This window comes from Clostridium kluyveri (assembly GCF_001902295.1).
Lineage (GTDB): Bacteria > Bacillota > Clostridia > Clostridiales > Clostridiaceae > Clostridium_B > Clostridium_B kluyveri_B.
The window spans coordinates 3,744,712-3,768,820 of record NZ_CP018335.1; the positions used below are offsets into that span (position 1 = coordinate 3,744,712).

44 protein-coding genes are annotated in these 24,109 nt (G+C 31.4%); 12 read left to right on the plus strand and 32 right to left on the minus strand.

Annotated elements, in window-relative coordinates; translation table 11 throughout:
• Nucleotides 1-4 precede the first annotated feature (4 nt).
• From BS101_RS18115 to BS101_RS18195, 26 genes are all read right to left on the minus strand, one after another.
• Entirely contained in the window at nt 5-1,156 is a 1,152-nt protein-coding gene (locus BS101_RS18115; protein ID WP_073540093.1) for a DUF4317 domain-containing protein, read from the minus strand.
• A 4-nt stretch (nt 1,157-1,160) separates the two neighbouring features.
• The gene (locus BS101_RS18120) at nt 1,161-1,424 is read right to left on the minus strand and encodes a DUF1064 domain-containing protein (RefSeq protein ID WP_242951327.1); all 264 of its coding nucleotides are present in this window, start codon (nt 1,422-1,424) and stop codon (nt 1,161-1,163) included.
• 43 nt (nt 1,425-1,467) lie between these two features.
• Nucleotides 1,468-1,632, minus strand: a complete 165-nt coding sequence (locus BS101_RS24020) for a hypothetical protein (RefSeq protein ID WP_242951328.1) — start codon at nt 1,630-1,632, stop codon at nt 1,468-1,470.
• Nucleotides 1,629-1,910 (minus strand): hypothetical protein, encoded by a 282-nt coding sequence (locus BS101_RS18125; RefSeq protein ID WP_198039630.1) that lies wholly within the window; start codon nt 1,908-1,910, stop codon nt 1,629-1,631. Before BS101_RS18125 ends, BS101_RS24020 begins: the two co-directional genes overlap by 4 nt.
• 52 nt (nt 1,911-1,962) lie before the next feature.
• The gene (locus BS101_RS18130; protein WP_073540095.1) at nt 1,963-2,832 is read right to left on the minus strand and encodes an ATP-binding protein; all 870 of its coding nucleotides are present in this window, start codon (nt 2,830-2,832) and stop codon (nt 1,963-1,965) included.
• A complete protein-coding gene (locus tag BS101_RS18135) occupies nt 2,762-3,580 on the minus strand; it encodes a hypothetical protein (protein WP_073540096.1) in 819 nt (272 codons plus the stop codon). Before BS101_RS18135 ends, BS101_RS18130 begins: the two co-directional genes overlap by 71 nt.
• 13 nt (nt 3,581-3,593) lie before the next feature.
• On the minus strand, nt 3,594-3,788 hold the full coding sequence (locus tag BS101_RS24445; RefSeq protein WP_347472791.1) for a hypothetical protein: 195 nt from the start codon (nt 3,786-3,788) through the stop codon (nt 3,594-3,596).
• Nucleotides 3,789-3,814: 26 nt separating this feature from the next.
• Nucleotides 3,815-3,940: a hypothetical protein gene (locus tag BS101_RS24450; RefSeq protein WP_347472792.1), complete on the minus strand. Its 126-nt coding sequence runs from the start codon at nt 3,938-3,940 to the stop codon at nt 3,815-3,817.
• A gap of 131 nt (nt 3,941-4,071) precedes the next feature.
• Entirely contained in the window at nt 4,072-4,317 is a 246-nt protein-coding gene (locus tag BS101_RS24455; protein WP_347472793.1) for an MBL fold metallo-hydrolase, read from the minus strand.
• Nucleotides 4,317-4,877, minus strand: a complete 561-nt coding sequence (locus BS101_RS24300; protein WP_278335247.1) for a recombinase RecT — start codon at nt 4,875-4,877, stop codon at nt 4,317-4,319. The genes BS101_RS24455 and BS101_RS24300 overlap by 1 nt, the downstream gene beginning before the upstream one ends.
• Nucleotides 4,861-5,247: a recombinase RecT gene (locus tag BS101_RS24305; protein WP_278335248.1), complete on the minus strand. Its 387-nt coding sequence runs from the start codon at nt 5,245-5,247 to the stop codon at nt 4,861-4,863. The genes BS101_RS24300 and BS101_RS24305 overlap by 17 nt, the downstream gene beginning before the upstream one ends.
• A 26-nt stretch (nt 5,248-5,273) precedes the next feature.
• Complete coding sequence (locus BS101_RS18150) at nt 5,274-7,262, minus strand: AAA family ATPase (RefSeq protein WP_073540097.1); 1,989 nt, start codon at nt 7,260-7,262, stop codon at nt 5,274-5,276.
• Nucleotides 7,263-7,272: 10 nt separating this feature from the next.
• On the minus strand, nt 7,273-7,542 hold the full coding sequence (locus BS101_RS18155) for a hypothetical protein (protein ID WP_156875979.1): 270 nt from the start codon (nt 7,540-7,542) through the stop codon (nt 7,273-7,275).
• Nucleotides 7,543-7,634: 92 nt separating this feature from the next.
• Entirely contained in the window at nt 7,635-7,904 is a 270-nt protein-coding gene (locus BS101_RS18160) for a hypothetical protein (RefSeq protein ID WP_073537052.1), read from the minus strand.
• 3 nt (nt 7,905-7,907) lie between these two features.
• Nucleotides 7,908-8,057: a hypothetical protein gene (locus BS101_RS22955; RefSeq protein ID WP_156875978.1), complete on the minus strand. Its 150-nt coding sequence runs from the start codon at nt 8,055-8,057 to the stop codon at nt 7,908-7,910.
• Complete coding sequence (locus BS101_RS22960) at nt 8,054-8,224, minus strand: hypothetical protein (protein ID WP_156875977.1); 171 nt, start codon at nt 8,222-8,224, stop codon at nt 8,054-8,056. The genes BS101_RS22955 and BS101_RS22960 overlap by 4 nt, the downstream gene beginning before the upstream one ends.
• 14 nt (nt 8,225-8,238) lie before the next feature.
• Nucleotides 8,239-8,388 carry a hypothetical protein gene (locus BS101_RS22965; RefSeq protein WP_156876083.1) on the minus strand — a complete coding sequence of 50 codons (150 nt, stop codon included), beginning with the start codon at nt 8,386-8,388 and terminating at the stop codon, nt 8,239-8,241.
• Between the two features lie 15 nt (nt 8,389-8,403).
• Nucleotides 8,404-8,583, minus strand: a complete 180-nt coding sequence (locus tag BS101_RS18165; protein WP_073540098.1) for a hypothetical protein — start codon at nt 8,581-8,583, stop codon at nt 8,404-8,406.
• Entirely contained in the window at nt 8,580-9,107 is a 528-nt protein-coding gene (locus BS101_RS18170) for a hypothetical protein (protein ID WP_073540099.1), read from the minus strand. The genes BS101_RS18165 and BS101_RS18170 overlap by 4 nt, the downstream gene beginning before the upstream one ends.
• Nucleotides 9,108-9,134: 27 nt before the next feature.
• Complete coding sequence (locus BS101_RS22970) at nt 9,135-9,344, minus strand: hypothetical protein (RefSeq protein WP_156876084.1); 210 nt, start codon at nt 9,342-9,344, stop codon at nt 9,135-9,137.
• Complete coding sequence (locus BS101_RS22975; RefSeq protein WP_156876085.1) at nt 9,345-9,575, minus strand: Lar family restriction alleviation protein; 231 nt, start codon at nt 9,573-9,575, stop codon at nt 9,345-9,347.
• On the minus strand, nt 9,559-9,789 hold the full coding sequence (locus tag BS101_RS18180; RefSeq protein ID WP_073540100.1) for a hypothetical protein: 231 nt from the start codon (nt 9,787-9,789) through the stop codon (nt 9,559-9,561). The genes BS101_RS22975 and BS101_RS18180 overlap by 17 nt, the downstream gene beginning before the upstream one ends.
• Entirely contained in the window at nt 9,767-9,967 is a 201-nt protein-coding gene (locus BS101_RS18185) for a hypothetical protein (protein ID WP_073540101.1), read from the minus strand. The genes BS101_RS18180 and BS101_RS18185 overlap by 23 nt, the downstream gene beginning before the upstream one ends.
• Nucleotides 9,964-10,134 carry a hypothetical protein gene (locus BS101_RS23480; protein WP_198039511.1) on the minus strand — a complete coding sequence of 57 codons (171 nt, stop codon included), beginning with the start codon at nt 10,132-10,134 and terminating at the stop codon, nt 9,964-9,966. Before BS101_RS23480 ends, BS101_RS18185 begins: the two co-directional genes overlap by 4 nt.
• Before the next feature lie 11 nt (nt 10,135-10,145).
• Nucleotides 10,146-10,661 (minus strand): helix-turn-helix domain-containing protein, encoded by a 516-nt coding sequence (locus BS101_RS18190; RefSeq protein ID WP_073540102.1) that lies wholly within the window; start codon nt 10,659-10,661, stop codon nt 10,146-10,148.
• A gap of 113 nt (nt 10,662-10,774) precedes the next feature.
• Nucleotides 10,775-11,005, minus strand: coding sequence for a helix-turn-helix transcriptional regulator (locus BS101_RS18195; protein WP_073540103.1), 231 nt, complete (start codon nt 11,003-11,005; stop codon nt 10,775-10,777).
• A 165-nt stretch (nt 11,006-11,170) separates the two neighbouring features.
• Between BS101_RS18195 and BS101_RS18200 the strand changes: the two genes are divergently transcribed.
• Both BS101_RS18200 and BS101_RS18205 read left to right on the plus strand, forming a co-directional pair.
• Nucleotides 11,171-11,476 (plus strand): helix-turn-helix domain-containing protein, encoded by a 306-nt coding sequence (locus BS101_RS18200; RefSeq protein WP_073540104.1) that lies wholly within the window; start codon nt 11,171-11,173, stop codon nt 11,474-11,476.
• 22 nt (nt 11,477-11,498) lie between these two features.
• The gene (locus BS101_RS18205) at nt 11,499-11,777 is read left to right on the plus strand and encodes a hypothetical protein (protein WP_073540105.1); all 279 of its coding nucleotides are present in this window, start codon (nt 11,499-11,501) and stop codon (nt 11,775-11,777) included.
• 17 nt (nt 11,778-11,794) lie between these two features.
• Here BS101_RS18205 and BS101_RS18210 read toward each other — a convergent pair whose 3' ends face one another.
• Nucleotides 11,795-12,070, minus strand: a complete 276-nt coding sequence (locus BS101_RS18210; protein ID WP_347472794.1) for a helix-turn-helix transcriptional regulator — start codon at nt 12,068-12,070, stop codon at nt 11,795-11,797.
• Nucleotides 12,071-12,221: 151 nt separating this feature from the next.
• Between BS101_RS18210 and BS101_RS18215 the strand changes: the two genes are divergently transcribed.
• From BS101_RS18215 to BS101_RS18225, 3 genes are read left to right on the plus strand one after another with little or no spacing between them, the layout of a single operon-like run.
• The gene (locus BS101_RS18215) at nt 12,222-12,647 is read left to right on the plus strand and encodes a helix-turn-helix domain-containing protein (RefSeq protein WP_073540107.1); all 426 of its coding nucleotides are present in this window, start codon (nt 12,222-12,224) and stop codon (nt 12,645-12,647) included.
• 8 nt (nt 12,648-12,655) lie between these two features.
• The gene (locus BS101_RS18220) at nt 12,656-13,111 is read left to right on the plus strand and encodes an ImmA/IrrE family metallo-endopeptidase (RefSeq protein ID WP_073540108.1); all 456 of its coding nucleotides are present in this window, start codon (nt 12,656-12,658) and stop codon (nt 13,109-13,111) included.
• A 6-nt stretch (nt 13,112-13,117) separates the two neighbouring features.
• The gene (locus BS101_RS18225) at nt 13,118-14,188 is read left to right on the plus strand and encodes a type I restriction endonuclease (protein ID WP_073540109.1); all 1,071 of its coding nucleotides are present in this window, start codon (nt 13,118-13,120) and stop codon (nt 14,186-14,188) included.
• Between the two features lie 95 nt (nt 14,189-14,283).
• Here the strand turns inward: BS101_RS18225 and BS101_RS18230 are convergent, their stop codons facing one another.
• Together BS101_RS18230 and BS101_RS18235 are read right to left on the minus strand one after the other, a co-directional pair.
• Nucleotides 14,284-15,084, minus strand: coding sequence for a YhfC family intramembrane metalloprotease (locus BS101_RS18230; protein ID WP_073540110.1), 801 nt, complete (start codon nt 15,082-15,084; stop codon nt 14,284-14,286).
• An 80-nt stretch (nt 15,085-15,164) separates the two neighbouring features.
• Nucleotides 15,165-16,127, minus strand: coding sequence for a thermonuclease family protein (locus tag BS101_RS18235; protein ID WP_156876086.1), 963 nt, complete (start codon nt 16,125-16,127; stop codon nt 15,165-15,167).
• A 294-nt stretch (nt 16,128-16,421) separates the two neighbouring features.
• Here BS101_RS18235 and BS101_RS18240 point away from each other — a divergent pair, with 294 nt between their 5' ends.
• The 3 genes from BS101_RS18240 (at nt 16,422) to BS101_RS18250 (ending at nt 18,316) form a co-directional block, all read left to right on the plus strand.
• Nucleotides 16,422-16,565 carry a cyclic lactone autoinducer peptide gene (locus BS101_RS18240; protein ID WP_073540112.1) on the plus strand — a complete coding sequence of 48 codons (144 nt, stop codon included), beginning with the start codon at nt 16,422-16,424 and terminating at the stop codon, nt 16,563-16,565.
• Between the two features lie 106 nt (nt 16,566-16,671).
• Complete coding sequence (locus BS101_RS18245; protein WP_073540113.1) at nt 16,672-17,988, plus strand: sensor histidine kinase; 1,317 nt, start codon at nt 16,672-16,674, stop codon at nt 17,986-17,988.
• A 139-nt stretch (nt 17,989-18,127) separates the two neighbouring features.
• Nucleotides 18,128-18,316 carry a hypothetical protein gene (locus tag BS101_RS18250; protein ID WP_242951329.1) on the plus strand — a complete coding sequence of 63 codons (189 nt, stop codon included), beginning with the start codon at nt 18,128-18,130 and terminating at the stop codon, nt 18,314-18,316.
• Nucleotides 18,317-18,506: 190 nt separating this feature from the next.
• On the opposite strand, the gene BS101_RS23485 is transcribed toward BS101_RS18250, so the two are convergent.
• Entirely contained in the window at nt 18,507-18,668 is a 162-nt protein-coding gene (locus tag BS101_RS23485; protein ID WP_198039512.1) for a hypothetical protein, read from the minus strand.
• Between the two features lie 137 nt (nt 18,669-18,805).
• On the opposite strand from BS101_RS23485, the gene BS101_RS18260 reads away from it, so the two are divergent.
• Both BS101_RS18260 and BS101_RS23490 read left to right on the plus strand, forming a co-directional pair.
• The gene (locus tag BS101_RS18260) at nt 18,806-20,785 is read left to right on the plus strand and encodes a recombinase family protein (protein ID WP_198039513.1); all 1,980 of its coding nucleotides are present in this window, start codon (nt 18,806-18,808) and stop codon (nt 20,783-20,785) included.
• Nucleotides 20,786-20,907: 122 nt separating this feature from the next.
• A complete protein-coding gene (locus tag BS101_RS23490; RefSeq protein WP_198039631.1) occupies nt 20,908-21,102 on the plus strand; it encodes a hypothetical protein in 195 nt (64 codons plus the stop codon).
• Between the two features lie 135 nt (nt 21,103-21,237).
• Here BS101_RS23490 and BS101_RS22980 read toward each other — a convergent pair whose 3' ends face one another.
• Together BS101_RS22980 and BS101_RS18270 are read right to left on the minus strand one after the other, a co-directional pair.
• Nucleotides 21,238-21,414 carry a hypothetical protein gene (locus BS101_RS22980; RefSeq protein WP_156876087.1) on the minus strand — a complete coding sequence of 59 codons (177 nt, stop codon included), beginning with the start codon at nt 21,412-21,414 and terminating at the stop codon, nt 21,238-21,240.
• Between the two features lie 26 nt (nt 21,415-21,440).
• A complete protein-coding gene (locus BS101_RS18270; protein WP_073540115.1) occupies nt 21,441-22,505 on the minus strand; it encodes a hypothetical protein in 1,065 nt (354 codons plus the stop codon).
• A gap of 394 nt (nt 22,506-22,899) precedes the next feature.
• Between BS101_RS18270 and BS101_RS18275 the strand changes: the two genes are divergently transcribed.
• Both BS101_RS18275 and BS101_RS18280 read left to right on the plus strand, forming a co-directional pair.
• Nucleotides 22,900-23,166: a hypothetical protein gene (locus BS101_RS18275; RefSeq protein WP_073540116.1), complete on the plus strand. Its 267-nt coding sequence runs from the start codon at nt 22,900-22,902 to the stop codon at nt 23,164-23,166.
• 185 nt (nt 23,167-23,351) lie between these two features.
• Nucleotides 23,352-24,053, plus strand: coding sequence for a YjgB family protein (locus BS101_RS18280; protein ID WP_073540117.1), 702 nt, complete (start codon nt 23,352-23,354; stop codon nt 24,051-24,053).
• Nucleotides 24,054-24,109: the final 56 nt, after the last annotated feature.

The following is a 24,109-nucleotide window of genomic DNA, read 5'->3' on the forward strand; positions in this document are numbered from 1 at the left end:
CTTCCTAATCAACTTCTGTTTCCAAATTAAATCCATCTATAACCATGTCCTCTTTAAGTTCTATAAGTAAGCACTTCTTTCCCGATTTAACATATACCACCTGTTTTACAGTACTCAAATCCCTGGGACTTATGGTTATATTGGTACTCTCATTTTCTATCTTTATAGACTTGCTTCCAAAATCAGGTATTACATTTCTGACCTTAAATTCATAATCCCCTCCACACACTTCTTCAAAAGCACTTTTAACTATTCCTGTGTTTTCAACTCCACTTTCCCTTAACACTCTGGTTACTTCATTTATATCCAAAATAGGCTCTTCTTCTCCCTCATCTTGAAATTTTTCATTTATCCTTTCGTATATATCCTGAACTATATCAGGTTTTATTTTTCCCCCTAATGAGATCCCTAAAATGGCATTAAAATTCTCCTTTTCTTCCAAAGCTGTGGGTTTAATATTGCATTCCAATACTTTTTCTACGAAAACATTGTTCATCTTCTTTGATTTTGAAGAATAATAAATTATTTTATTTACATCTACATATTCAGATGTAAAGCTTGGAAACATGAATCCTTCCACAGGAGAATTTAAGTTTATAACCATATCTAATGCAGAATTAGGTTTAAATTTCATCTCCGTATAATCAAACTTCAGCATCTTTTTAGGTATTTCCACTTTATTTACACTACACAATATAACTTCTATGGCTTGTACATATTCCTCTAAAGAATCTTTTTTTCTCTTACCATCACTGTAATATTCTGCCTTTGTAAAACTTATAACCACATCCGTATCATAATTATAGTTTTGAGAAATTTTATCCACTATCTTATCTGCATATTCACTTATTCTTTCCTTTGAATTTAAAGCAGCATATAATACATGCTGAGTATTTTCTTCTGATTCTTCCTCATTTATATTTTTAAAATCCAACTCAAATATTTTAGAATCCAAAGTTCCTGTAAGCACTTTTTTAAAGTTATTTAAATAAAGCTCTCTCTTTTCTACTTCCATCATTTCAAAATATTCCAGTTCTCCTGTTATTATTTCACCGTTATCCTTTTTCAGGTAAACACTATAGATTTCCTTAACTTTAAGCATATAGCTTCCCAACTTAAATTCTTTTCTTATATCCGATAAATCCTTTTTATTCACAAACTTATACCTCCTTCAATATTTTCAGTTCTACCTCTGGATACCTCAATTTAAACTGCTTGTACGTCCTCTTCCATTGTGCTGACTCATAACCTTTGGTATCCTCAACACTGTAGGTACCATCCTTATTCAAAACCAGAAAATCAGCAGTATAAGTTATAGCTCTTTCTTCTCCTTTACCTTCCTGAAGAATAAACTCCGGCTGCAATATAAATCCTGCGATTTCCCCAGCATAGAATAAAAGTTTTAACTGGCAGTATCTCTTCATTTCCAGCTGACTCCTGAAATACATTCCATCATGCCATGCACCCTTATTCCTGTATTTCTGCTTCTTTACTTTTGGTTTCTCTACCTTCTGACCTCTCTTTTTGAGGTATTCCTGGTATTGTTCCTCTGTCCAGTTCATCCATCTTCATTCCTATCTGATTACCAAATTTTATGGGTTTGGCTCCTCTTATGATTTTTAAACTACTCATGCCTTGGCTACTTCCTTAAGCTCCCTAAGTTCTGCAATAAAATCATCAATATCCTTGAAATCTACTGGTATGGTATTAATATAAGATTTTTGCCTTAAAAGAAATCCACCCTCTTGAATTTCATAACTCATTACCTTACCTTGGAGTAATGCTATTTTCAGTCTTTTCCCAGACTTTTCATTAATATCTTTCGCCGGCTCTTCGCAGTCCTTCGTCGGTTTATCCGCCGGCTTCGCTGGCTTATCGTCTGTTTTCTTGCTTTCCATGTTTGCCGCCAATCCATTTTATGTTGCTTAAATTCTTAAGTTTCACATTATTCCTCCTTACTTTCTAACTGTTTAGTATATCTCTGAGCATCTGGGTTTTTCTAATCCCATTCTTTATCCGTATACTTGAACCTGTATTTTCAATAGGGGAACACATGTCATGGATTAATCTATCTGCAGTTCTGCCAATATCATATTCACAGTCCCTGTCATATCTCCTCTTAAGTTGATTCATTGACAAATTTGATGTTATAATTAATGGTTTTTTCTTCCTGTACCTTGAATCCAATATTTGATACATGGTAGCTCTGGACCAATCCGTATTATTTTCAACTCCTATATCGTCAATAATCACCAAATCTGCGTTATCCAAGCAATTGAGTATGTTCTGCACTCCTTCATCACCGTAGCTTCTGAAACTGCTCTTTATCCTCTCCAAAATTCCAATAGCAGAAACACAAACCACAGGTATAAACTGTTTTATAAGTGTATTAGCAATACACCCCGATAAAAATGTTTTTCCGTTACCTGGCTTTCCGTAAATAAGCAGGCCTACGTTTTCTTTCAAGGCTTTTTCTTTGAAACATTTCACATACTTTATTCCTAGTTCATACATGCTCTCATTGCCCAAAGTATGGTCCCAGCTTTCAAAGGTGAACTCCCTAAACTCCCTGGTCATTAAGCTGTTATTAAATATTCTCTCAAGCCTAATCTGCTTTTCTCTGGCTTGAGATATACGCTCGTTTTCTTCAAAGGCTTCTTTTTTACACTTACACATCCTTGGGACTATATAATTTCTCCCCATTAGCCTGACCACTTTTCCTGTAGGTTCACCACAAACAGGACAATTGTCTAGTTCTGTTTCAGAAGTGGAAACCAATCCCGGAGCTGTCGATCCCCTTTTCTGTATTTTCTTGTTTTGGGTCTCTATCATGACTTTTACCCCCATTCTTGATATTTTCACGTTTCCATAAATCTTTTATAATGCCTATGCAGTAGCAAAAAGAGTTTATTTTATCATTCTCAGTATCTGGCTTGAATCTATCAAAGGCTTGATCTATACCTCTTAGAACTGTATTGAGGGACAGCACCTCATTACAAATCTTCTGGGCGGCTTCTAGTTCACGAGGTTTTAAATTCAGATCCAGCTTTCCTGATTTTTGGCAAAAATATTTTAATGCTATTTCCCATGGCTCTTTTTCAGTAGTAGTAATATTATTATCTTTATTATCATTATTGTTTGTCTCTGTTTGTAATCCATTATCATTCTGTTTGTAATCTGTTTGTAATCCATTATCGTTCTGGTTATCGGCGGAACTCGTTGATATATCTTCATTTAAACCGTTCTGATTTTGGTACTCTTCATAATTCACTACTGTAATCATAGTTTTTCTTTTATCAGTTGATAATTTTATCATTTCTTCGGTAGCAAGGAGCTTTAAAAACCTTCTAGTTTTTTCTGTACCCCACCCCCATCTTTCCATTAATTTTTTTTGTGACGTTATAAAACTTCCTCTTTTTACATTTATTAATTCACTACCAAGTAAAGTTTTCTTATCCTTATGGTTGGCTGACAGGAGAAGGTCAATCCAAGCCTGGCCTTTAGAAAAAGGCTTCTCTTGCCATAACCAACTGTATTGAATTTTTCTGTGTACACTTATCCATCCTTTGCCTTCTCCCATAATCCAATACTCCTTAAAATAAATCTATCTTCAAACCTTTATCCGCAATATAGGTAGGCTTTCCTGTAAGCCTCTCTATCTCTTCTTGAAACTGTGCAGCATTACTATTGCTATCACTAAGATGTAAAAGCACAATATCTTTAACCTGACTTAAATCAGTGACCTTTAAAAATTCTTTTACATTATTCAGGCTGAAATGAGATTTCAAAAGCCTGTTTCTAAGTACGGGATGTATTAATCCTTTTCAAAGTTTTCATTTACAATATCCATACTGTAGTTGCACTCAATCATAATGTGATTAAGTCCTGTAAAGTTATACTGGCAGTAGTAACTATCTGTAACAAAGAGCAGCTTACCCATATCACTATGTTGTATAAGGAAACCTAAAGGCTCTACTGCATCATGTTCAGCTTCAAAAGGGAGTACAGTAAAATTTCCTATAGAAACCTGATTTTCAGATTTAATTACTTGTGCTCTATAATCCCCAGCATCTACTGCCTTAATGTTCCACTGCTGCTGTAAACATCTATTCCGTTACTGATAAGCTCCTTTATGGCCTTGGAATGATCTTTATGTTCATGTGTGACCAAGCATCCTGCCACATCAATTAAGTTGAAATTCAGTCCCTTTATGATAGTTTTATAGGGCAGTCCACACTCAAGTATCAAAGTTTCATCTCTATTCTGGAGTAGATAGCAGTTACCTGCCGATCCACTCCCTAAAACTGTAAATTTCATTAGAATCCTGGTCCTTCTATTTCAGTCTGTTCTGTTGAACTTGGAGTTTGCTTTTCTTCCACCTTCTCAGGCTCCACATCAATTATCTTCTGATTTTCTGTTTTTTCCTCAGAAGCCTTTATATCTATAGACTTCTTATTTGCCTTATCCTTTATCTCTTCCTTAACCTCATATTCAACATTACCTACCATGCTCTCCTCATCATAGGTCTTGTCCGTATTGTTAAAAGCTTCAATCAAAAGGTCACTGTCGTCAGAAGTATTTGCATACATCTTGCAAGCCCTGTTTATCACCGATTTCTTTGCCATTTCATCTGCAAAATTATTATGGGCTGTAGATTTTCCACTTTTATAGGCAATACCCTGTCCCCATGCTTTTTTAATCTGGTCGATATTCATTACCTCTGCATGAATGGGACCATTCTCTCCTATTACTACTGCAAAGGCACCCTTTATTTTATTTGTATCTATATTTTCAAACTTGGGATTGAATTTACTAATTTTCAAAGTTGCTGTATCCAGGTCATAGGTCTGCTCAAATTCATCACCTCGTAAATGCAATAAGCTTTAATATCTTAACACCTCTTAATCTCTTTGTTACTGCTACAGTTCCCATGTAACTACGCATTAATTGCAACTGGTTTCCGTAAACTACAAAATAGCATTGTTTTTTAGCTGGTGTCAGTCCCTGCAGGCACATATCATAAAGAGAACCTATAATTGAATTTTTGGTACATACCTCAAGCGCAGGTTTATGATCCTTACTTTGTACTTCTTGAAGTTGCAGCCATGCACTGTTTAAGGCATTGGCAACTGAATAATTAGGAGGAAATGCTATATCATTATTTTTTCTAAGCTCCCCTATTTTTTCCGTTATCTGATTTAAGGCATCTTCTTTGGCTAATGTTATTGCAGTACTTTTATTTTCCATTTTTATCACCTTCCCTTATTCTCAATTTAACTTGCAAGCTGCTTTTCTTCTGCAAGTTCACCATTTTCAATTCTTAAAGATTTATCTTTACTGCTTACAACTAGATTCACTACTTGACTCTCTACATCTATAAGTTTTGTGGTGCTTTCCCTGTTATCTATAAATATTGGTGCATTAATTCCGCAGTGCTGAGACAAGGTGTTTATAATATCTATACCGGCATTAATCCTTGCGCCTGAATTTAAGTTCGTAGAAAATGGAACTCCATCTACAAGGGGTTCACAGCCCTCTTCAATCCCTCCATTAACCAGTGTTTTAAAGAACCTAAACTTAACATATTTGAATTTGGAATTGATACTTGTTTCCATAAGTTCAACCTTGGTTTTTATGAATTCATCACACAAAAACTCTTGTTTCTCTAAATTAGCAATCTGCTGACTTAGCTCTTTTTCCTTGTTTAAAAGTTCCTCAATCCTGGCATTTGTTCTATCATTCATTTCCCTGTATCCCAGCTTGTAGTTGACCTCCTCAAGTTCTTTTTCTATACTTTCTTTTCTCTCTTTGAGTTCTCTTATCTGGGCATCTGATTCTACTGGTTTTGACAGTTCCGTTTCAAATTCTTCCACCTGCCTCAATATATCCTGGTATTCCTTATTACTATCAAGGTCTATATTAATTTTGAAATTGTCCATTTCAGATTGAAGTTTATCTTTTTCATTATTGAGCTTTTCCAGAGAATCCCTAGCATTTTTCAGGGCAGTTTCATTATTCAATACTCTCTCTTTATACTTTTCAAGTTCATTAGATTTTTCTAAACCTTGAGCTTTTATACTTTTCAAGATTTTGGACTTATTCTGTTTAAAGTTCCCCTCCATCTCTTGCCTGTGGCTTTCAATATCCTCCTCGTCAAAAGGACGGTGGCAGGTAGGACATATACGTGCATCTTCTGGAAGTTCAAAAACTTTTGCATCTTCCTCATACCACTTGTCCCTTAAATTCTTAACTTCTACTTCTAAGTTGCTGGCTATTTTAAGGTTGTTGTTTTTCTCCATTTCAAGGGATTTAATATCAAACTTGAGTTCAGCTATTTCCCCATTCAAGCTGCTTATATCCTGGGCTATTTTATCTCTTCCACTTTCGGCCTTTTCAACTTCCTCATGTTCAATATCTTTTAATTTGGATTTAAGTCCATAAAGTTTATCTTTCTTCATAAATAGTTCATCATCAAGTTTTGTCTTATCAAGGAGCTGCTCCTCCACACTTTTCATTCCTGCAACTATTCCACGTTTTCTAAACTCCAAGGCTTTAAAGTCAATATCTTCTTTTCTTATACTTTTTCTAAGTTCGTCAACTCTAGGAGGTATTGACTCCTTGTCCTTGATCAATTTCTTTCTTGATGCATTTATGCTTTTTTTAAGTTCATCTATATCCTTGTTTACAAGAAGTTCTTCCAGAGGTTTCAATTTTCCCTTTGAATCAATAACATTCTGATCTGTAATTTCACCTATCATTCCCATGAGTATATTTTTTCTTTCCTGCCATGTCATTTTAGTTGAGAAATGCATTGGATTTGTCAGGAGCTTAAATATATCCTCCTGGATGATTTCATTTATTTTCTTCTTATACTCTTTCTCTTTCTTGGGTACATCATCAATATAGTAAGAAGCAGTGGCACCCTGAAACTCTGATTCAGTTTTTCCCTTTGGTTTAACCCACTTTTCTTTCAAGAGTTTCCTTAACAACATGTTCACACCATTTATCTCAAGTACTGCTTCCACTTCCGTATCAACCCTATGAACTACTTTATTGTCCCCATCAAGTGGTTGTACATCAAATTTGCTTATGTCCTGGCTGTCTTTGTTAAACAAAAGCCATGTAAAGGCATCAAATATCGTAGTCTTTCCTGTGGCATTGTCACCGTAGATGTTGGTTATGTTTGAAAAATCTATTGTTAAGTCCTTGATACCTTTGAAATTCTTAAGAGTCAGTTTTTCTAAAACTATTGTTTTACTCATGTTCTACCTCCTAATCACAATAAGTCCTATTACAATGTGGACAACCTGTTATAAGTTCTTTACCGGCCTTTTCAGTGGATATCCCTGTTTTAAAATCAGCCTTTTCTAAATCAACTCTTATTCCATCACCAAATTCATCACGCTTCCAGCCAATTTGTTCGTAGATATTTTGATTACAACACCAGCATTTTCCTGAACTTGGTGCAAAATGTGGATAGTCTTTATCTTCACATAATTTTGCTTGAGCCTCTATAGATTCATTAATATCAAATTTTGCCATTTTAATTCCTCCCATATTTGATTTTTCCCCCATTCTGCGGTAGAATGGGGATAACGAAGTTTTAATTTTGTGCCCTTTGGCGAGGGCTTTTTTTATTTCTCTGGCATTTCAAAAATATAATACTCATAATTGTATTGTTCTTCTGGTTGATTAATAAACATTCTATTATGTTCTATCAATTCAACATGTTTTTGTATTGCATCCAATACCTTAACTGCTTTTTCTTCGCTCTCATACTTTCCAATACAAATACCCGATTTTGGGATTTGGCCTGGCAATTCACTAACGAAAATTCTAGTATCACAAATATCCAGCATCCCAACATTTACAAGTCTTTTCCTGTTCTGGCTTCTAATCCACATATTCTATCCCTCCATAAATATTTTTACTTCCTCATCCGTCAGTGCATCAATATCTTTAAAAGTCTCTCCAGATAACGGATCGTAAAGTTCCCCGTTGTTATCCAGTTCGCACTCTCTAAGTTTCTTTACTGTAAGTGCATCCATGTTACTCACCTTCTTTCCTTATAATCTGGACAGTCGATTGGGCTTCCTAATGCTGCTGATATATCCCCTTCCCAAAATTCACTTTCTATGTCACAGTAGCATAAGTCTGCTGGGTAATTTTTATAATAGTCATATTCCAGGTTGTCCTTTAAATGGTTACAGGTGTTACAATTCACTTTCTTTCCACCTCCTAACCCTTCTTAATCTCCAACTGCTTGTACACATCCTCCTGACACTTAACCTTTTCCACGCAAATTTCCGCAAGTTGAATACCTTCTCTTAAAAGTTCCCTAAGCTTCTTGTTTTCCTTTTGCAACTTCACAAACTTCTTATCTCGCATCTATTGGCCTCCCCTTCAAGCACTCATCAGCACTTTTAAACTTCTTTTCGCAATAGTAAACATCTGCTGTAAACTTGTCTTTTTACCGAACTTCATTCGGTTTTCCCTTATATCATCTGTAGTAATTTGCATTATTTCTCTAAACTCTGTGTCTGTTACTTTAACGCCAGCGTTCTGAAACAATTGTTTTATCATAACTGAACCTGCTTTCTTGCCCTACTTTTAGCAAATATTAAGTCTAGACTTTTTTGCCTCTTTTCCTTAGTCATTAACCCAATTTCACTTGGAGTCATTATTGGCTTAGTTGAAGCATCTTCTAAGTTCCATTTATATTTTGTCACTCTGTCATAAAATGCATGGTCAGATATTCCATTTGCCCGAGCTGTTTCAAGATATTTTTTTGGAAGCTTTCTATTCTTTGAATAAGCTCTTGATACTGTTATCCTTTTATCTTCAATAGGCTCTGTTGCAGCTTTATACATATCCCATCCTAATTTATTAACGCGTGTTCTTAAAGTGCTAATGCATACACCATTTCTTTTAGCAAGTTCTAAAATCTCTTTGGGATATTCTTTTCTAGTAAGTGGCGGTGTTGTCACAGCTTTTTCTTTATCCCACCCTCTGTACCTTATCCTTTTATCTAAAGTCTTTTTAGTTATGCCAATCTTAGCTGCCTCTTCATATTCTTCAGGAGTTATATAAAAATCATAGACTTGCATTCATTTTCCTCCTATCCTTCACCATATCTAATACCACTCGCAATTCTTAGTAATATGCAACCACATACCATCCTTTAAAGTTACTTTCAGATAATCCTTTACTCTTTGTATTTTCACTGGTGCGTGTTCCTTCGGATACTCCCATGCATCATAAAATCTTTTGCAGAACCTTTTGAAAAGCTCCTTGTCTGCATCATTTAATTTGCTAAATCCTTTTACCTCGGTAGCATCAAACATTTACTTTCCTCCTTCTTTTCTAACTGCTCGTCTGTTCCACAACTCCCATAAATATCCCTTTTCCTGTACCCAACCGGGGTCAATATTTGCTATACAGTTCAAACATACAACTTTCCAACGCAACCCAAATTCAGTTTTATACGAAATAAATACAATCTCTTTACTGCCACAAAACGGGCAAGGCTGAAGAGTGTGTTCTGGTGGTTTATATACTTCAACAATATCTTCCATTTATGTTTCGCCTCCTCCTTCTCCTGCATGGTCGTTCCATACTCTCCAATTCTTTCGAATATTCATCTAAGGGTAGACTCCCTAAATTATCAGTATAGTAATCAATGTTTTCATGCGGGTAACATAGTTCTTGAATAATGCTTTGAGCCAATTCTCTGCGTGTTACCTGTGTTCCTGCAAATACACCTATTTTAATTTTTCTTGGGTTGGTCATGCTCAATCTCACTCCATCCCCAGTCTAAATAGTCGCAAACCATGTCAAATACAGCTTTTGTAATTTCTTCCTCAGTTGCATTTTCACTTAATCCTAACTCCTTTAATGTGTATTCTTCATCATCTAGACTTGCTACAGAAGAACTTACACCTATCTTGATTTTTCTTGAGTTGGTCATTTTGTTACCTGCCTTTCTTTGCTTCCCTGCCTCCTATCAAATTCAGATATCAAGTATCCAAGCTCCTCATGCGTTAATTCCTCGGATACAGCATCTGCAAGAAGTATAGAAAACTTTTTAACAAGTTCTGTCCTGTCCTTCGGTAGTGATACAACTGCTGAATACATATAAGTACCTCCTATCTTTTGATGTATTTTCTACTAATGAGCTTTTCTTTCTGAACTTTAAACATTTCCTGAATGTTTAAATTAAATTCCTTACACATGACTGCTATATAGATTGCACTTGCGTTATATACATCTATGGTTTCTTGAATACTTTCAACTATGTTTTGAACATCTTCCATAATGCATGTTTTGGGATTCTTAGAAGTTTTAACTAAAGATATGGCCTGTACTGCTTCGTCAAGTTCTTCCATTGCTTTTTCTCTTACTGCTGCCCTATGTAAGTCAGCAGCTTCTCCATCTAGCCAATTAATATTAAATACATCTCCCGTTACTTCACTAACAGCTTGAAAATATATAAAGGGATTGTCCAACTCCTTACATATAATTCTTAAATTATCTTTTGTAAGATTTCTTCTGCCTGTTTCTATTGCTGAAATTGTCTTGTCTGATAAAAAACTTAATTGTCCTAATTCCTGCTGTGTCATTCCTTTCTCTTCCCTGGCTTCCTTTATCGCAGTTCCTATCATTCTTTATGTCACCTCCCTTCGCTGTGGAATCTTTGATAGATATTTTTTAAAATGTAGATTTTGGTATATTTATATCTACCTTGAAATTTGGTATATTTAATTAAATGAGTTGGCTATACTACTTCTTTTTGAGTTGGTTCTGTTTCATCCAACCCCAGCAACTTACTTACTGATACTTCTAAGGCTTGGGATATTTTTAGCAATATATTTGTGGATGGATTCTCCCTATCCCCAGTTTCCAATAATGCTATATATGCAGGGGTTACTTCTGCTTTTTCTGCCAGCTCTCTTTGCGATAAATTTTTTTGTGCTCTATATTTTTTAATATTATTTTTTAGGTTCATTTTTAAATGCACCTCCTAACTTTAATTACATTATACTTACTTTAAGTTAGCATGTCAATATAAATATTTACTAAAAGTTAGCATTTATATTAATTACATTGTTTAAAAGGATAAAAATTAATAAAATAAACTTAAGTGTGCTAACTATTAGAAAGCAGGTATATTATGAATGATGTAACTTTTGTCGCTAAAAGAATAACTGAATTAAGATTAAGTAAAAATATCTCTAGTAGAAAATTAAGCCTTGATTTAGGTTTATCAAACTCATATATAACTCAAATTGAAAATGGAAATAAATTACCATCTTTAGATAATCTATTTAAAATATGCAACTATTTTGGAATAAGTATTAGTGATTTCTTCAATTCATCTTCTATTACTCCTGAAATAAGAAATCTACTTGATACTATTCGTGACCTTACTCCAGAGCAATTAGAATTATTATCTAAGTTCATACAATCCCTAAAATAAATTCTGAAAGGATATGATATAAATGTCTTCTACCGAAAAACTATTGCAACAAATACTTGACTCTCAGAATAAGACCAATGAACGTCTTGATAAACTTGAAGCTCAAACATCTGAAAACACTCAAATACTCAAAGCTCTTGAGCATAATTCACAAGAACATAAAGCTTTACTTGATCAACTCAACCACAGGGTTGCATCAGTTGAGGGTAAAGTTGATGCCATATCAAAAGATTTAACTATGGTAGAAGCTGTTGCTGGCAAGAACATGACCGACATAGCTTTTCTTAAGGGTATTAGGTAGATGGATCTCCGCATCCATCACACGACCTCCTTTTGAGTTTCCTTTGTTATCTGTTTGGCAACTTTATCATCAAAAAAAATATTATTAAAGAAGATAAAAGCAGGATCTTTTTTAAAAATTTTGCTAATCTTATACATCTCACTCTCCGAAAAATCGGCATACCCATTTTCTTTCCTGTTATACGTAGACTCTGATATGCCAATTTTCCTAGCTATATCAGACTGCTTTAAATTATTTTCCACTCTTAACCCTTTTAATTTAAAGTTAGCCTTTCTCTTTTCCAATACTTTCACCTCATTTCTTTTTGTTATCCATATGGTAACTTTATTGTATTATACATTTGGCAACTTGTCAATAACTTTTAATAAGAAATATTTTATTTTTGGCAACTTAGATTTTATTTTTGGCAACTACATGCTATTATAATTTTAAAGAGGTGTTATTATGGCAACTTTTAATCAAAGAATGAAAGAACTTAGAGCAGAAAAAAATATAACATTAGAAGAATTAGCAAAAGTTTTAAATACAACTAAATCTACTTTATCGAGGTATGAAAATAATTTGAGAACTCCAAATGCAGATTTTATAAACCAATTGGCCAAATATTTTAACGTATCCTTAGATTATCTTCTGGGTAATACCGATAAAAAAGAACCAGAAATCAATATTCCAAAGGAATATACAGATAAATACAAAATTACTTCTCGTGATAAAAAGCAATATTTAGAACATATGAAAAAAGCAAATGAAGCTTTCTTTATGAATGATGAATTTGACGAAGAGGATAAAAAAGAAATATTAGATACAATGGCAGAAATATTTTGGAAGGCTAAAGCAATGAATAAAAGAAAACCTAAAGAAGGTAAGTAGGTGGTCTGATGATAAATATTCATGCAAGAGTTAAACACTTAATTCAAAAATACGGCACAAGAGATCCTGAAAAACTTGCAAGGGAATTAAAAATAACAATAATTAAAAGACCTTTTAAAAAAACTATGGGATTTTTTAAAAAAGACTTAGGTAAAAAATTTGTAATAGTAAACTCAAATCTAGATGAATTCATACAAAGATTAGTATTAGCACACGAATTAGGACACGCCTTACTACATTCTAGTAATCAAACCTCATACATACATGAATACACACTCTTCCCTAGAGGTAGAGTTGAAATAGAAGCTAATAAATTCGCAGCAGAACTTTTAATTGATGAAGCTGAAATTGACAAATGCTATTTAGAAAACATGTGCACAAGCCAAGTCGCATCATATTTTGGAGTCCCTAAAAAACTAGTTGAATATAAATTTGATAAATATATAATACACAGGGAAGGATAGATTTAAATGGAAATCAAAGAAAAAATACAAGCATTATCAGATAGAGCTGAAATGTTAGTAACTCAGATTAAAACAGAAGAGGCAACCAAGCAGTCATTAATATTACCATTTTTTCAAATGTTAGGATATGATGTATTCAATCCTCTTGAATTTTGTCCTGAATTTGACGCTGATTATGGTGTGAAAAAAGGGGAAAAAGTTGATTATGCAATTCTCATAAACGGAATTCCTACAATTCTTGTAGAGGCAAAAGACTGCAATGATAATCTTGATAAACATGGTTCTCAACTTTTTAGATATTATACCACATCATCAGCCAAATTCGGAATTTTAACTAATGGTATAAAATATAGATTTTACGCAGATTTAGATGAACCAAATAAAATGGATGAAAAACCATTCTTTGAAATTAATTTATTTGATTTAAAAGATAGCTCCATTGAATACTTAAAACGATTTTCTAAAGATGAACTTGATGTAGATGCAATCATTAATTCTGCATCTGATTTAAAATATACAAGCCTTATAAAGGATTTTCTAAAAAAACAAATAGAGAAACCATCCGAAGATTTTGCTAATTATATATTAGGAGAAATATATGAAGGCAGAAGAACATCTTCCATTATAGAAAAATTTATTCCCATAGTAAAAAAATCACTTAACCAATTTATTAATGAAACTATGAGTGATAAATTTAGGGAAACATTGAAAGGAACAGATTCAGAAGTTACTAATACATCAAAAGAAGAGATTGCTGTTACAGAGGATGTTGCTGAAGATAAGCACAAAATTCTCACTACAGTAGAAGAACTCGAAGCATACGCAATAATAAAATCGATTCTCCGAAACAACGTTGATTTATCACATATTACATACAAAGATACCGAATCATATTTTGGAATCTTATTTGATAATAATACAAGAAAATGGATTTGTAGATTATATATTAACGTAAAAAAAATACTGACATTACCTAATGAAGATAAAACTCATACAAAATATGAATTAAATTCTTTAGATGATTTATACTCATATTCAGATAAATTAATTGAGGTGTTAAATAGATATATTAATTAAAATTAGAGATTCAGATAAATAAAGGAGCCTTTTATATGGCTCCTTTAATCTTATAAATTATACAATATCCTTGTTCTTTAGTTATTCATGCCGTTTTAATACACCTTTTCAGAAGAAGTTTTGTCAAATGAAACCTTTGATTTAATGATGAAAATTAAAGATATAATAGCGACTACTAAAACTATACCCTCTATTAAAAATATACTTTTGATCTTTCCTGCTTGATACAAAGCAGCAGGAAAATCAATTATAGCATGGATTATTATAGCATATAAAAGATATATTTTCTTCCCTTTTTTAATTCCATATAACACCACAAGAGATAGAGCTATATGTAATGGCAGTACCAGCATTCTTTCTATACCTATAAACCCAAACATATAATATGGAGTGTTCTCTAAGCTATTTTTTATTGATGCTAACATACTAACAGGAATCTTAGCACTAAGAACTTTTTCAAAAGTACCAGAGTTTATTAAATTTGAATATACTATATTTTGTATACCTGCAACTCCACCTATTAATATAGCCTCTATTCCACCATGGCCTATACCATAGGCAATTCCATCTTTCCATTCTCTTTGATCTTTAAGTAAAAACTTAAAACCAATATATCTACCCACTTCTTCAAATATTCCTGCTGCAAGTCCTCCATAAATCATAAATAGCCATGGATTCTTTAATAATGCTACGGTGTTAGGGTTCTTTGTTAATACAAAATAATGTAATGCTTTTTCTAAAACCTGAGAAAATATTATAAATATTAATACTCCTATAAATACACATTTTATTGATATTTTATACTTTTTATAAAAGTAAGCTACTAACACTAAAGGTAACCCAACTGAAATAATTAGAGATATAATTAAGAACATAATTGATGTATTACTTACCATGAAATTCCTCCTTTCATATATAGAGATCTACTAATATTAATAAATTATACTCTATTTTTTACATTTTAAAAACTCATCCTTTATTGTGGTGGATTACATACTTTACAAGGTTCATAGCCTTCTGCTTTTGCTTCTGATAAGAATACAGCCGTAGAACTGTTTTTTATTGTTCTGCAACCAGCATTATGGTACTTGTGACCTGTGGGTGTTATATATACTGTTGTTCCCTGATTATCTGACGAAGCACTTTGCTGTACAGTGCTTTGCTGTGTTGCAGAACTATTGCTTTGATCCGAACTACTATTTCCAGCACTACTGCTATCACTAATTTGACTGGTACTAGATGTGCTTGTCCCAATATCGCTTCCGGCACTGCTATTATTTACTTGAGCTATGGTATCCCCCTTTGTAGTTCCATTTATATTTATTGCCCATAATCCCCTGCTGCTATCTCTAGCATTTGCACAGAAATTCTTAAAATATTCGGCATATTTTACATTAGGTTGTACAGTCATCTGCTGAGCATATCCATTGTAAGCTAATATAGCATTAAACATCTTATTTCTAATTTCATCATCCGTTATTTCATCATCCGTTATTTCAGTAGGCGGCTGAATCCATACATACCTTAAAAGTCTGCCATAAGTATCTGTATCCCCTGTATCTTTCTCAAGATATACGGTTTTTCCTACTAATTGTGACTTGGTATAGTTAGAGGCTTCTTCTCCATATTCTTCATGTTGTGTTGTACTTTCTGGAGTATTCACCCCTATTAATCTGACCTTTTGATATTGACCATCTTTTGTTGTTACTCCGATTGTATCTCCATCTATTCCTTTAGTTACACTAACTGTTTCTAATTGTATTGGAGATTTAGAAGTATCCGCAGTCGTGTTCTTGGTAGATGTAGTTTTAGATGCGCTTTGCTGTGTTGAGGTACTACTATTGGAGCTAGTTTTGGTATCATCCGAACATCCTGCTACTGAAGTTAAAAACGTAAAAATTACAATTACAAAAAGAAGTTTATTAACAAGTCTTTTCATTTTGATTTATCCCCCTTATTTTCCTTTAATAAACTTTCACACTAGGTATTTCTACGTATATTTCTAAAATCCTCCTAAAAGTGATAAAAAATCTAATTATTTAGGACATAATATTTATACAAAAGATACATTATTAAACTATAAGAATTTATAAAATTCTTATAAAAATCTATCAAACTTTCAAGAAATAAAACTTAATTTTCTTAAATTTTATTTCTTTTGTAAAATATAGCAGGAAAATTGAATATCTTGTAGAATTTATACATTAAAACGTTTTAAGGAGGTATATGGCAAATGAAATTCTCCAAAGAAAGGCTATTAAGGAAAAGTATGAAAATAGTAGGTTCGTTGTTTCTATTTCTAGCAACAATAGTTATAGTTCCAACATCAATAGGTGTTGGCCATCAGCCAAAATGTCCTGATGAATTTCTAAGATAATCAATTAATTTTTTATAAATGTTGTAGTTAAAATTTCTATAAAAACGTAAGAATATTAACCTACAGCATTTATAAAATATCTTAAAAAAACAAAGGAGGAATTCATATGTACTTGATTGCAAGAGAAATAATACTGGATATTATTGAAGCATTACTTCTTTTAGGAATTTTTCAAGCATTATATAATAAAAAGAAATTTATAATACAGCATAAGATTAGATCAGTATTATTTTGTATACTATATGTTTTTATAGCTTATTGTATTACATTCAATGTAACATTAACTTATCACTCTTTAATTCTTATAATTTTATATATTTTATTACTTTCTTACATTACAAAAATAAGAATTTTTGATTCTACAATTATAGTTTGCTTGCTTTTTACAATAGTTTTCAGTACAGAATTTCTTATTGAAATAATTGAACTATTTATATTAAAAGTAAATTTAAATCAACTAGTTTCAAATTCTACATATTTATCGAGCATTATTTTAATTTCAAAGTTATTACAAATTTTTATTGTAGCAATGATTTTAAAATTTAACTCATATTTTACTAAACTTAAATTATTTGAAAAAGAAGGGGCTATTTTCGCCAACTTAATAATTGAATTAGGTGTATTTTCTACATTCATATTTTGTGTTAACTTTGGTATTTTCCATATAAAAAATATCGAAACCTATAATATTATTATTTTTATAATTTATTTTATATTTTTAGTGGCAAAATTCAGAAGCTTAAAAGAAAGACAGCTGGCCGTAAATATAAATATCAATTATAAAATCCAAGAGCAGCAAATTAAAAATATGGAGGAAATAATAAGTATCATAAGGCAAGAAAAACATGATTTTGCCAACCATATAAATGTTATACAAGGACTGTGTTTATTAAACAAGCCTGATACCGTAGAGAAGATAGATAGTTATGTACGAAAAATTTCAGGTACAATACATTCCTCTTTTAGGTATTTGGATACAGGAAATGATTACATAGATGGTATGTTATCCATAAAAAATAACTATGCAATGAAAAACAATATTGATTTTAAAGTTATAATTGATGAACCTTTCAGCTCAATAAAAATTAGAGAAGACGAATTGATAAGTATTATGAGTAATCTTATAGACAATGCATTTGAAGCATTCACTAAATCAGATGTTGGAAATAAAGAAATATCCATCACCACTTTTAAGGAAGACACAAACTTTTGTATTGAGATAGCCGACAATGGGGATGTTATCCCTGAAAATATAATAGAAAAAATTTTCAATAGAGGTTTTTCTACAAAAGTTAAACAAAATGATCTTCATGGATTCGGATTGTATATTATTAAACAATTAGTTGAAAAAAATAATGGGACTATATCCGTAGAAAGTATTCCAGGAAAAACTAAGTTTGTGATAAAGTTTAGAATGGATTAAATAGATAAAGCTCTTACATAGAAAAGTAACTAAAATATGGTATAATATTTACCAAGAGAATAAAAATGTTTTTAGTTAGTCACCTTCCGGAATTTATCTCTTACAAAGAGGTCGTTGCGGTTAATAGACAGCAGAGGAGGTGGCAAATTTGAGTGAAACTATCATTGCATTAGGATTTATATGTGTCACATCACTTGGCTTAACAGCTATGGTGATTATAGGAACATATTTAAAAGATAGACTTGAAATCAAAGGTAAGTCTTCAGTTCACAAGTTAACTGAAAATGAAATTTCTATAACTGCTGAAGATAAAAACTCAAAAAACTAAAAATGCACCTTTCCTACAAAGTGCATTTTTAAACGCTAAAAATAGTTAACTTTAAAAACCGTAACGGCTTCTTTTAAATATATTATACCACAATTATATTAAATTTAAACTTGTTTAACCTTAATTTTAAAATCAAATTATAAGATGTTTATGTAGCTATAGTTAATCATTTTATCCTCTTTTAAGTAATTTATTTAGTATTTTTAATATTTTCTCTCCTATCAAATTCAGAGATTAAATATCCAAGCTCCTCATATGTCAGTTCTTCTGTCACTGCATCTGCAAGAAGTTCTGCATATCTTTTTTTCAGTTCTTCTTTATTCTTTGGAATTGAGATAATAACTGAATACATTCAAACAACTCCTGTATTAAAGACATATCCATCTTATGTTATGTTAGACTTACTAATATTGTTACTTCACACTAAATAATTTTAAGTTTGTAAAAAATGATATAATAAAATAAATGCTACAAAGGGGGTTAAAAGTAATGCTAAAGGTAGCTATATACAGCAGAAAATCAAAGTTTACCGGCAAGGGGGATTCTGTAGAAAATCAAATAGAAATGTGTAAACAGTATATTATAAATCATTTAGAGGGAGATGTTGATTTTTTAATTTATGAAGATGAAGGCTTTAGTGGCAGCACAATAAACAGGCCTCAATTTAAAAAACTAATTCAAGACATAAAACTTAAAAAAATAAATTATTTAGTATGTTACAGATTGGATCGTATCAGCAGAAATGTATCTGATTTTTCCTCTACTTTAGAATTATTGCAAAATTACAATGTAAGTTTTATAAGTATAAAGGAGCAGTTTGACACTTCTACACCTATGGGAAAGGCTATGATATATATTGCCAGTGTCTTTGCACAGTTAGAAAGAGAGACGATCGCAGAACGTGTAAAAGATAATATGCTTGAGTTAGCTAAGAATGGTAGATGGACCGGAGGGAAAATACCCTTAGGATTTACTTCTAAAAGAAAAAAATACAGAGATAAATCTGGTTTAGAAAGAGAATTTTCTATTCTTGAAATAAATAAGGAAGAAATGGACTTTGTTAAATTTTTATATGAAAAATATTTAGAAGTTGGTAGCCTCCATAAGTTAGAAGTATATATGACTGAAAATCAAATAAAATCAAAAAATAATATTTTATTTGAAAAATCTACTTTAAAAATCATCCTCCAGAATCCTATATATGTAAAAGCTAATGCGGCAGTAATTGGATATTTGGAATCGAATGGATGGAATATTTATGGTGAAGCAGATAATATTCATTCTCTACTCACATATAATAAAACTAGACAAGTAATAAGAAATGGTAAGCGTACTAAATCCCTAAATCCCGAAAGTGAACGCTTTGCTTCTGTAAGCAATATAACGGGAGCACTGGAGCCTGAACTATGGTTAAAGGTTCAAAATCAATTTGATAGAAATAAAGATACTTTCCCTAGATTAGGTAAAACCCATAATGCTTTATTAACTGGTAAATTAAAATGTGGCCGGTGTAAAGAATATATGTTAGTACAACATGGCAGAGTTTCTAAACTTACCGGAGAAAAACTCTTTTATTATGTATGCTCATTAAAACGAAAATCACACAAGAAATTTTGTGATAATAAAAATGCTAAAGCTGCAGAGCTTGAAAGTTTAGTATTGTTAAGTTTAAAAAAGCTAGGCAATGAACAAAAACAATTTATGGACAGATTGAAAGAAAATTATAATTCTAAATTAAAAGATGATAGCAAAAGCGAAAAAATGTTACTAGATAAAGCTTTAACCGAAAAGAAAAATCAAATCGACAATCTACTAAATATGCTTTCAAAAAGTAAGGATATAGAAGATGTAATGATTGATAAAATTAAATCTATAAAAAATGAATGCATAGAAATCGAAAAGAGGCTAACTGTTCTTGATGATGAAAGTAAAAAGGATAAAGTAGAAAAAATCAACTTAGATCTAATAGAAAATATATTATGTGATTGTGCAGTAATAGATGAGCTCCCACGTGTCAAACAAAAGCAAATTATTAATACATTGATAGATGTTATATACTGGTACGGAGACAAAAACAACAACGGAAAAGTATTTATAAAATTTATAGGCTCTGATAAAGATGATTTTGAAGAAATTGAATTGCCTGATATAGATTTTTCCAATACTATGTTGCAGTTTTGTTCACCTAGCACATGCAGTATGAACAAAACTGCAACATATAGAAATGTATTTAAAGATATTGAAAACTCTACCTCTACAGTATATTATACACTTCCTGAAAGAACAATTGCACAAAAAATTTATAAATTAAGAATGATCAAAGGATATACCCAACGTGAATTTGCTAAAGTTTGTTCTATAGGCTATTCTTCTTTATGTAAATATGAAATAGGGAAATCAAAACCTAAGCGTGTTAATTTGGAGAAGATATGCCAAACTTTTAATATGTCTATTGATTATTTTTTATAAAGTGTAAAAGAAAGAAAGGGGTATTACTAAGCCCCTCTTCACCACATTGACCTTACTTTCCCCAGCAATTTCTCCCCTGTGTCTATTATCTGGTATAATGGAATAAAAGGAGGCGTGGTTGCATGGCAATGTCTAATAGAGAATTATTTGCTTTAATGTACAATAAAGTATTTGAAATTGCTAATAACTATAAGTCTGATTGTATATATGATGAGAAAGTTAAGGAAGAAGTAGCAAGACAGTTCGGTAAGAAAAAACTGATTGGTTCTATCATACTTGGAAAAAGATTTGAGGGTTGTGGCTCTCTTTTGTTTTAAATATAGTAAGTTGGTTATAATGGTTAATGTCATAAGAATACTTTAAAGTCTTGCTCATTATTGTTCTAATTGGTGAAAGCCCTGGGTTTGGTCCTGGGGCTTTCTACAATTAGAACATAATGAAACCGTTAATTCTTAAGATAGCTTATTAAGTACTTCTGAATTTAATACATTTAATCTATTTTGAAGATTTCTTTTATATGCGTTAGAAACTGGAGGTAAAACAAACTTTAAAAATCTATAGACTAATAAATCCAATCTAGCAATTTTTATTTTAATTAATAGTCTAGTTGTTTCATATGAATTAAGCATACTTTCACCTCCTTAGACTTTAATAATTATTTTTCATTAAATGATTTATCGTTATCTTGAATTTTGTATAAATTACCAGTTAAGAAAAATTCATCTGGTAATTTGCTATTTTTTAACTCAGGTATACCTATCTTTTCTCCATTTAGAATTATTGAAGGATTGTTCTTAAATAGTTCACTATTTAATTTTTCTAAATCCTGTAGTTTATTCTGTAATTCAGGATCATTTAATTCTAACTTTAATTCAGCTGTTTCTTTTATTAATTTAATATATTCTCCTCGAACTTTTATATCTCCTTGTATTTTTTCTTGTCGTGCTTTCCAACTAAACTGTTCTTTGTATACTTCATAAGAAAACTTTATGACTCCACCAACAATTGCCACCGCCGAAATATTCCCTATTAATGAGGCCAACACAGTTCCTGACTCAATCCTATTATATTTAAGCGGATATTCCTCATTTGAAATACCTGTAATTAAACATATTATATTATACATATTTTCTATAATTTTTAATGATTCTAACGTAGCATTAAATTTATTATCTTCATTTAATAATCTTATAGAAAAGTTACTTGGTTCAGTACCTACATTAAGCGATTCCCTAATCGACTTTATATTATTTATTTCTATTATAATTTTATTATAATAATGAATCATAGAATCTATGGTATTTATAATATTTGCATAATCTTGAGATGAATTAACATTAATACTTCTGAAATCATGAATCTTTAAATAATTTTCTTTCATATTATTTATAAATTTATCTATTTTTAATATGTTATACACATTATTACCATTTTCATTGATTTTTTCTAATGCGATCCACATATTCATAAAATCAATTTGCATTAATTTTTGTCTAAAATTTCTATAATGACTATCTGTATTATTTTTCAAAGTTCTGATATTATTTATTTCAGGAGTTCCATTTCCAGATATATTAGATTTTAATATAACGTTCATTGATGAATTATACCAATCTTGATGTGATTTTTTACACGTTTTTAATTTATTTATTATATCATTCATTTTTTGTATTTCTTTTTCCATATATTCCACATAGTCCGCAATATCATTATAATTCAATATAGTTCACTCCTATTATAATATTGTATTCTTAATTTAAATGTCCTATAATAGGAGTATAAATAAGAATACATTTTGTTTTAAGAAACCATTAAGATTGGTAGTCGTCATGGTTTCTTTTTTATTGTATAGCTTTTTACCAAAAAGGACAAGTCTTGACAATAAAAATAAGACCTGCCAGAAAATCCAGCAGGCTTAAAATTATTAAAGTGTCTTTTAGCTCCAATAGGTACCTATAGTTGTAAAACACTACAAAGATAATTAAATAATAAAAAACAACGAACAAATTAAATGTATTCCTACTCCCTTTAATCTTATTGAATAAACGTAATTATATAGAGAAGAGTATTTTCTCTATATAATTACGAGATGAAAATGTGAGGATGATCTAAGAATGAACTTTGAAGAATTTATTAATAAGATTAAAAGAGCAAAACAACCCGAGGTAATAACTTTCAATAACAAACAGAAGATTATAATACATAATTATGATATATTAAAGAATGATTTAAAATATATGGACAACTCTCAGTTATATAGGTATGAATTAGTTAGAAATGCTGGATTTAACCATAGTTTAGCTTTAGAATATGCACTACAAAAATACAGATTATTAGAAAGTTGTTTAAACGAGTCCAATCAAGCACCCTTTACATATTAGTCAAAAATATAGTGGCCTGTTAAGACCACTAATAGGGGTAATACTAGCAGCCTTGTCATGTACTGAAAAGCAAATGTAATTTTTTGTTAATCTTATATAATCGTAGACTAAAAATATGAGTTTACTATATAATAAAGGTAAGAACAAGAAAATTCTTAGCCTTATTATATGAGGAGGATTACCATATGACTCCATTTAAGAAATGTATATCTACTAAGAGCATAATTATATTTAGTATGTTGGTAACTTTAATGACAGGATGCTCTAGCACATCTAATTCAGCAAACAACTCTTCTAATAATGCTGAAAAAGTCATTGACAGTACTAAACAAAATTCTAATACTGGAGATTCTAAATCTTCTACTAATAAACCATCTAATAGTTCTCACAATAATTCATCTAACGTAGAAGATTCTTCCGAAGTATTTTTACCAAACATCATGCAGTTAGCTAAGCAGGGAAAGGTTATCAACTGTGAATTCGCTGATAAGATAAATGTTATTGAAGATGTCGAGGAAAAATGGGGAGAACCTGATAAAACCGATTGGGTTCCTGCAGCTAAGGGAAATTATGCTACGTATTCAGAGCACAATATAGTTTTTGGATTTAATAAAGGCTCTCGAATATTTGAAGTGAGATCCTTTGACAGTGGAATAAAGAAAATAACTTTATCTAAGGTAAAAGAGGTATTTGGAACTCCGGCATATGATGTTAAATCCAATGGTGAAGAAATAATTGGCTATGTAGCAACAAAAGAGTTTAAAATATTATTTGTATTTCCCCAGTCCGAAAGCAATAACAAAGATCCTTTACTAGATCATTATTCAGTTCTTTATCCTCAAGGAACTGTTAACTCAATGGCAGATGATCCAGGAAGGCAATGGTAAATCAGGAATAAGGACTGGTAAGTGGGTCTAACACCAGCAGTTGTGTTATGAATAAC

Coding starts and splice junctions, on each gene's coding strand:
- BS101_RS18120 (WP_242951327.1), bottom strand. CDS start 1,424: ATGAAGAGATACTGCCAGTTAAAACTTTTATTCTATGCTGGGGAAATC.
- BS101_RS24020 (WP_242951328.1), bottom strand. CDS start 1,632: ATGAGTAGTTTAAAAATCATAAGAGGAGCCAAACCCATAAAATTTGGT.
- BS101_RS18130 (WP_073540095.1), bottom strand. CDS start 2,832: ATGATAGAGACCCAAAACAAGAAAATACAGAAAAGGGGATCGACAGCT.
- BS101_RS18135 (WP_073540096.1), bottom strand. CDS start 3,580: ATGGGAGAAGGCAAAGGATGGATAAGTGTACACAGAAAAATTCAATAC.
- BS101_RS24450 (WP_347472792.1), bottom strand. CDS start 3,940: ATGGGTAAGCTGCTCTTTGTTACAGATAGTTACTACTGCCAGTATAAC.
- BS101_RS24455 (WP_347472793.1), bottom strand. CDS start 4,317: ATGAAATTTACAGTTTTAGGGAGTGGATCGGCAGGTAACTGCTATCTA.
- BS101_RS24305 (WP_278335248.1), bottom strand. CDS start 5,247: ATGGAAAATAAAAGTACTGCAATAACATTAGCCAAAGAAGATGCCTTA.
- BS101_RS18150 (WP_073540097.1), bottom strand. CDS start 7,262: ATGAGTAAAACAATAGTTTTAGAAAAACTGACTCTTAAGAATTTCAAA.
- BS101_RS18155 (WP_156875979.1), bottom strand. CDS start 7,542: ATGGCAAAATTTGATATTAATGAATCTATAGAGGCTCAAGCAAAATTA.
- BS101_RS18160 (WP_073537052.1), bottom strand. CDS start 7,904: ATGTGGATTAGAAGCCAGAACAGGAAAAGACTTGTAAATGTTGGGATG.
- BS101_RS22965 (WP_156876083.1), bottom strand. CDS start 8,388: ATGCGAGATAAGAAGTTTGTGAAGTTGCAAAAGGAAAACAAGAAGCTT.
- BS101_RS18165 (WP_073540098.1), bottom strand. CDS start 8,583: ATGATAAAACAATTGTTTCAGAACGCTGGCGTTAAAGTAACAGACACA.
- BS101_RS18170 (WP_073540099.1), bottom strand. CDS start 9,107: ATGCAAGTCTATGATTTTTATATAACTCCTGAAGAATATGAAGAGGCA.
- BS101_RS22970 (WP_156876084.1), bottom strand. CDS start 9,344: ATGTTTGATGCTACCGAGGTAAAAGGATTTAGCAAATTAAATGATGCA.
- BS101_RS22975 (WP_156876085.1), bottom strand. CDS start 9,575: ATGGAAGATATTGTTGAAGTATATAAACCACCAGAACACACTCTTCAG.
- BS101_RS18180 (WP_073540100.1), bottom strand. CDS start 9,789: ATGACCAACCCAAGAAAAATTAAAATAGGTGTATTTGCAGGAACACAG.
- BS101_RS18185 (WP_073540101.1), bottom strand. CDS start 9,967: ATGACCAACTCAAGAAAAATCAAGATAGGTGTAAGTTCTTCTGTAGCA.
- BS101_RS23480 (WP_198039511.1), bottom strand. CDS start 10,134: ATGTATTCAGCAGTTGTATCACTACCGAAGGACAGGACAGAACTTGTT.
- BS101_RS18190 (WP_073540102.1), bottom strand. CDS start 10,661: ATGATAGGAACTGCGATAAAGGAAGCCAGGGAAGAGAAAGGAATGACA.
- BS101_RS18195 (WP_073540103.1), bottom strand. CDS start 11,005: ATGAACCTAAAAAATAATATTAAAAAATATAGAGCACAAAAAAATTTA.
- BS101_RS18200 (WP_073540104.1), top strand. CDS start 11,171: ATGAATGATGTAACTTTTGTCGCTAAAAGAATAACTGAATTAAGATTA.
- BS101_RS18205 (WP_073540105.1), top strand. CDS start 11,499: ATGTCTTCTACCGAAAAACTATTGCAACAAATACTTGACTCTCAGAAT.
- BS101_RS18215 (WP_073540107.1), top strand. CDS start 12,222: ATGGCAACTTTTAATCAAAGAATGAAAGAACTTAGAGCAGAAAAAAAT.
- BS101_RS18220 (WP_073540108.1), top strand. CDS start 12,656: ATGATAAATATTCATGCAAGAGTTAAACACTTAATTCAAAAATACGGC.
- BS101_RS18225 (WP_073540109.1), top strand. CDS start 13,118: ATGGAAATCAAAGAAAAAATACAAGCATTATCAGATAGAGCTGAAATG.
- BS101_RS18230 (WP_073540110.1), bottom strand. CDS start 15,084: ATGGTAAGTAATACATCAATTATGTTCTTAATTATATCTCTAATTATT.
- BS101_RS18235 (WP_156876086.1), bottom strand. CDS start 16,127: ATGAAAAGACTTGTTAATAAACTTCTTTTTGTAATTGTAATTTTTACG.
- BS101_RS18240 (WP_073540112.1), top strand. CDS start 16,422: ATGAAATTCTCCAAAGAAAGGCTATTAAGGAAAAGTATGAAAATAGTA.
- BS101_RS18245 (WP_073540113.1), top strand. CDS start 16,672: ATGTACTTGATTGCAAGAGAAATAATACTGGATATTATTGAAGCATTA.
- BS101_RS23485 (WP_198039512.1), bottom strand. CDS start 18,668: ATGTATTCAGTTATTATCTCAATTCCAAAGAATAAAGAAGAACTGAAA.
- BS101_RS18260 (WP_198039513.1), top strand. CDS start 18,806: ATGCTAAAGGTAGCTATATACAGCAGAAAATCAAAGTTTACCGGCAAG.
- BS101_RS23490 (WP_198039631.1), top strand. CDS start 20,908: ATGGCAATGTCTAATAGAGAATTATTTGCTTTAATGTACAATAAAGTA.
- BS101_RS22980 (WP_156876087.1), bottom strand. CDS start 21,414: ATGCTTAATTCATATGAAACAACTAGACTATTAATTAAAATAAAAATT.
- BS101_RS18275 (WP_073540116.1), top strand. CDS start 22,900: ATGAACTTTGAAGAATTTATTAATAAGATTAAAAGAGCAAAACAACCC.
- BS101_RS18280 (WP_073540117.1), top strand. CDS start 23,352: ATGACTCCATTTAAGAAATGTATATCTACTAAGAGCATAATTATATTT.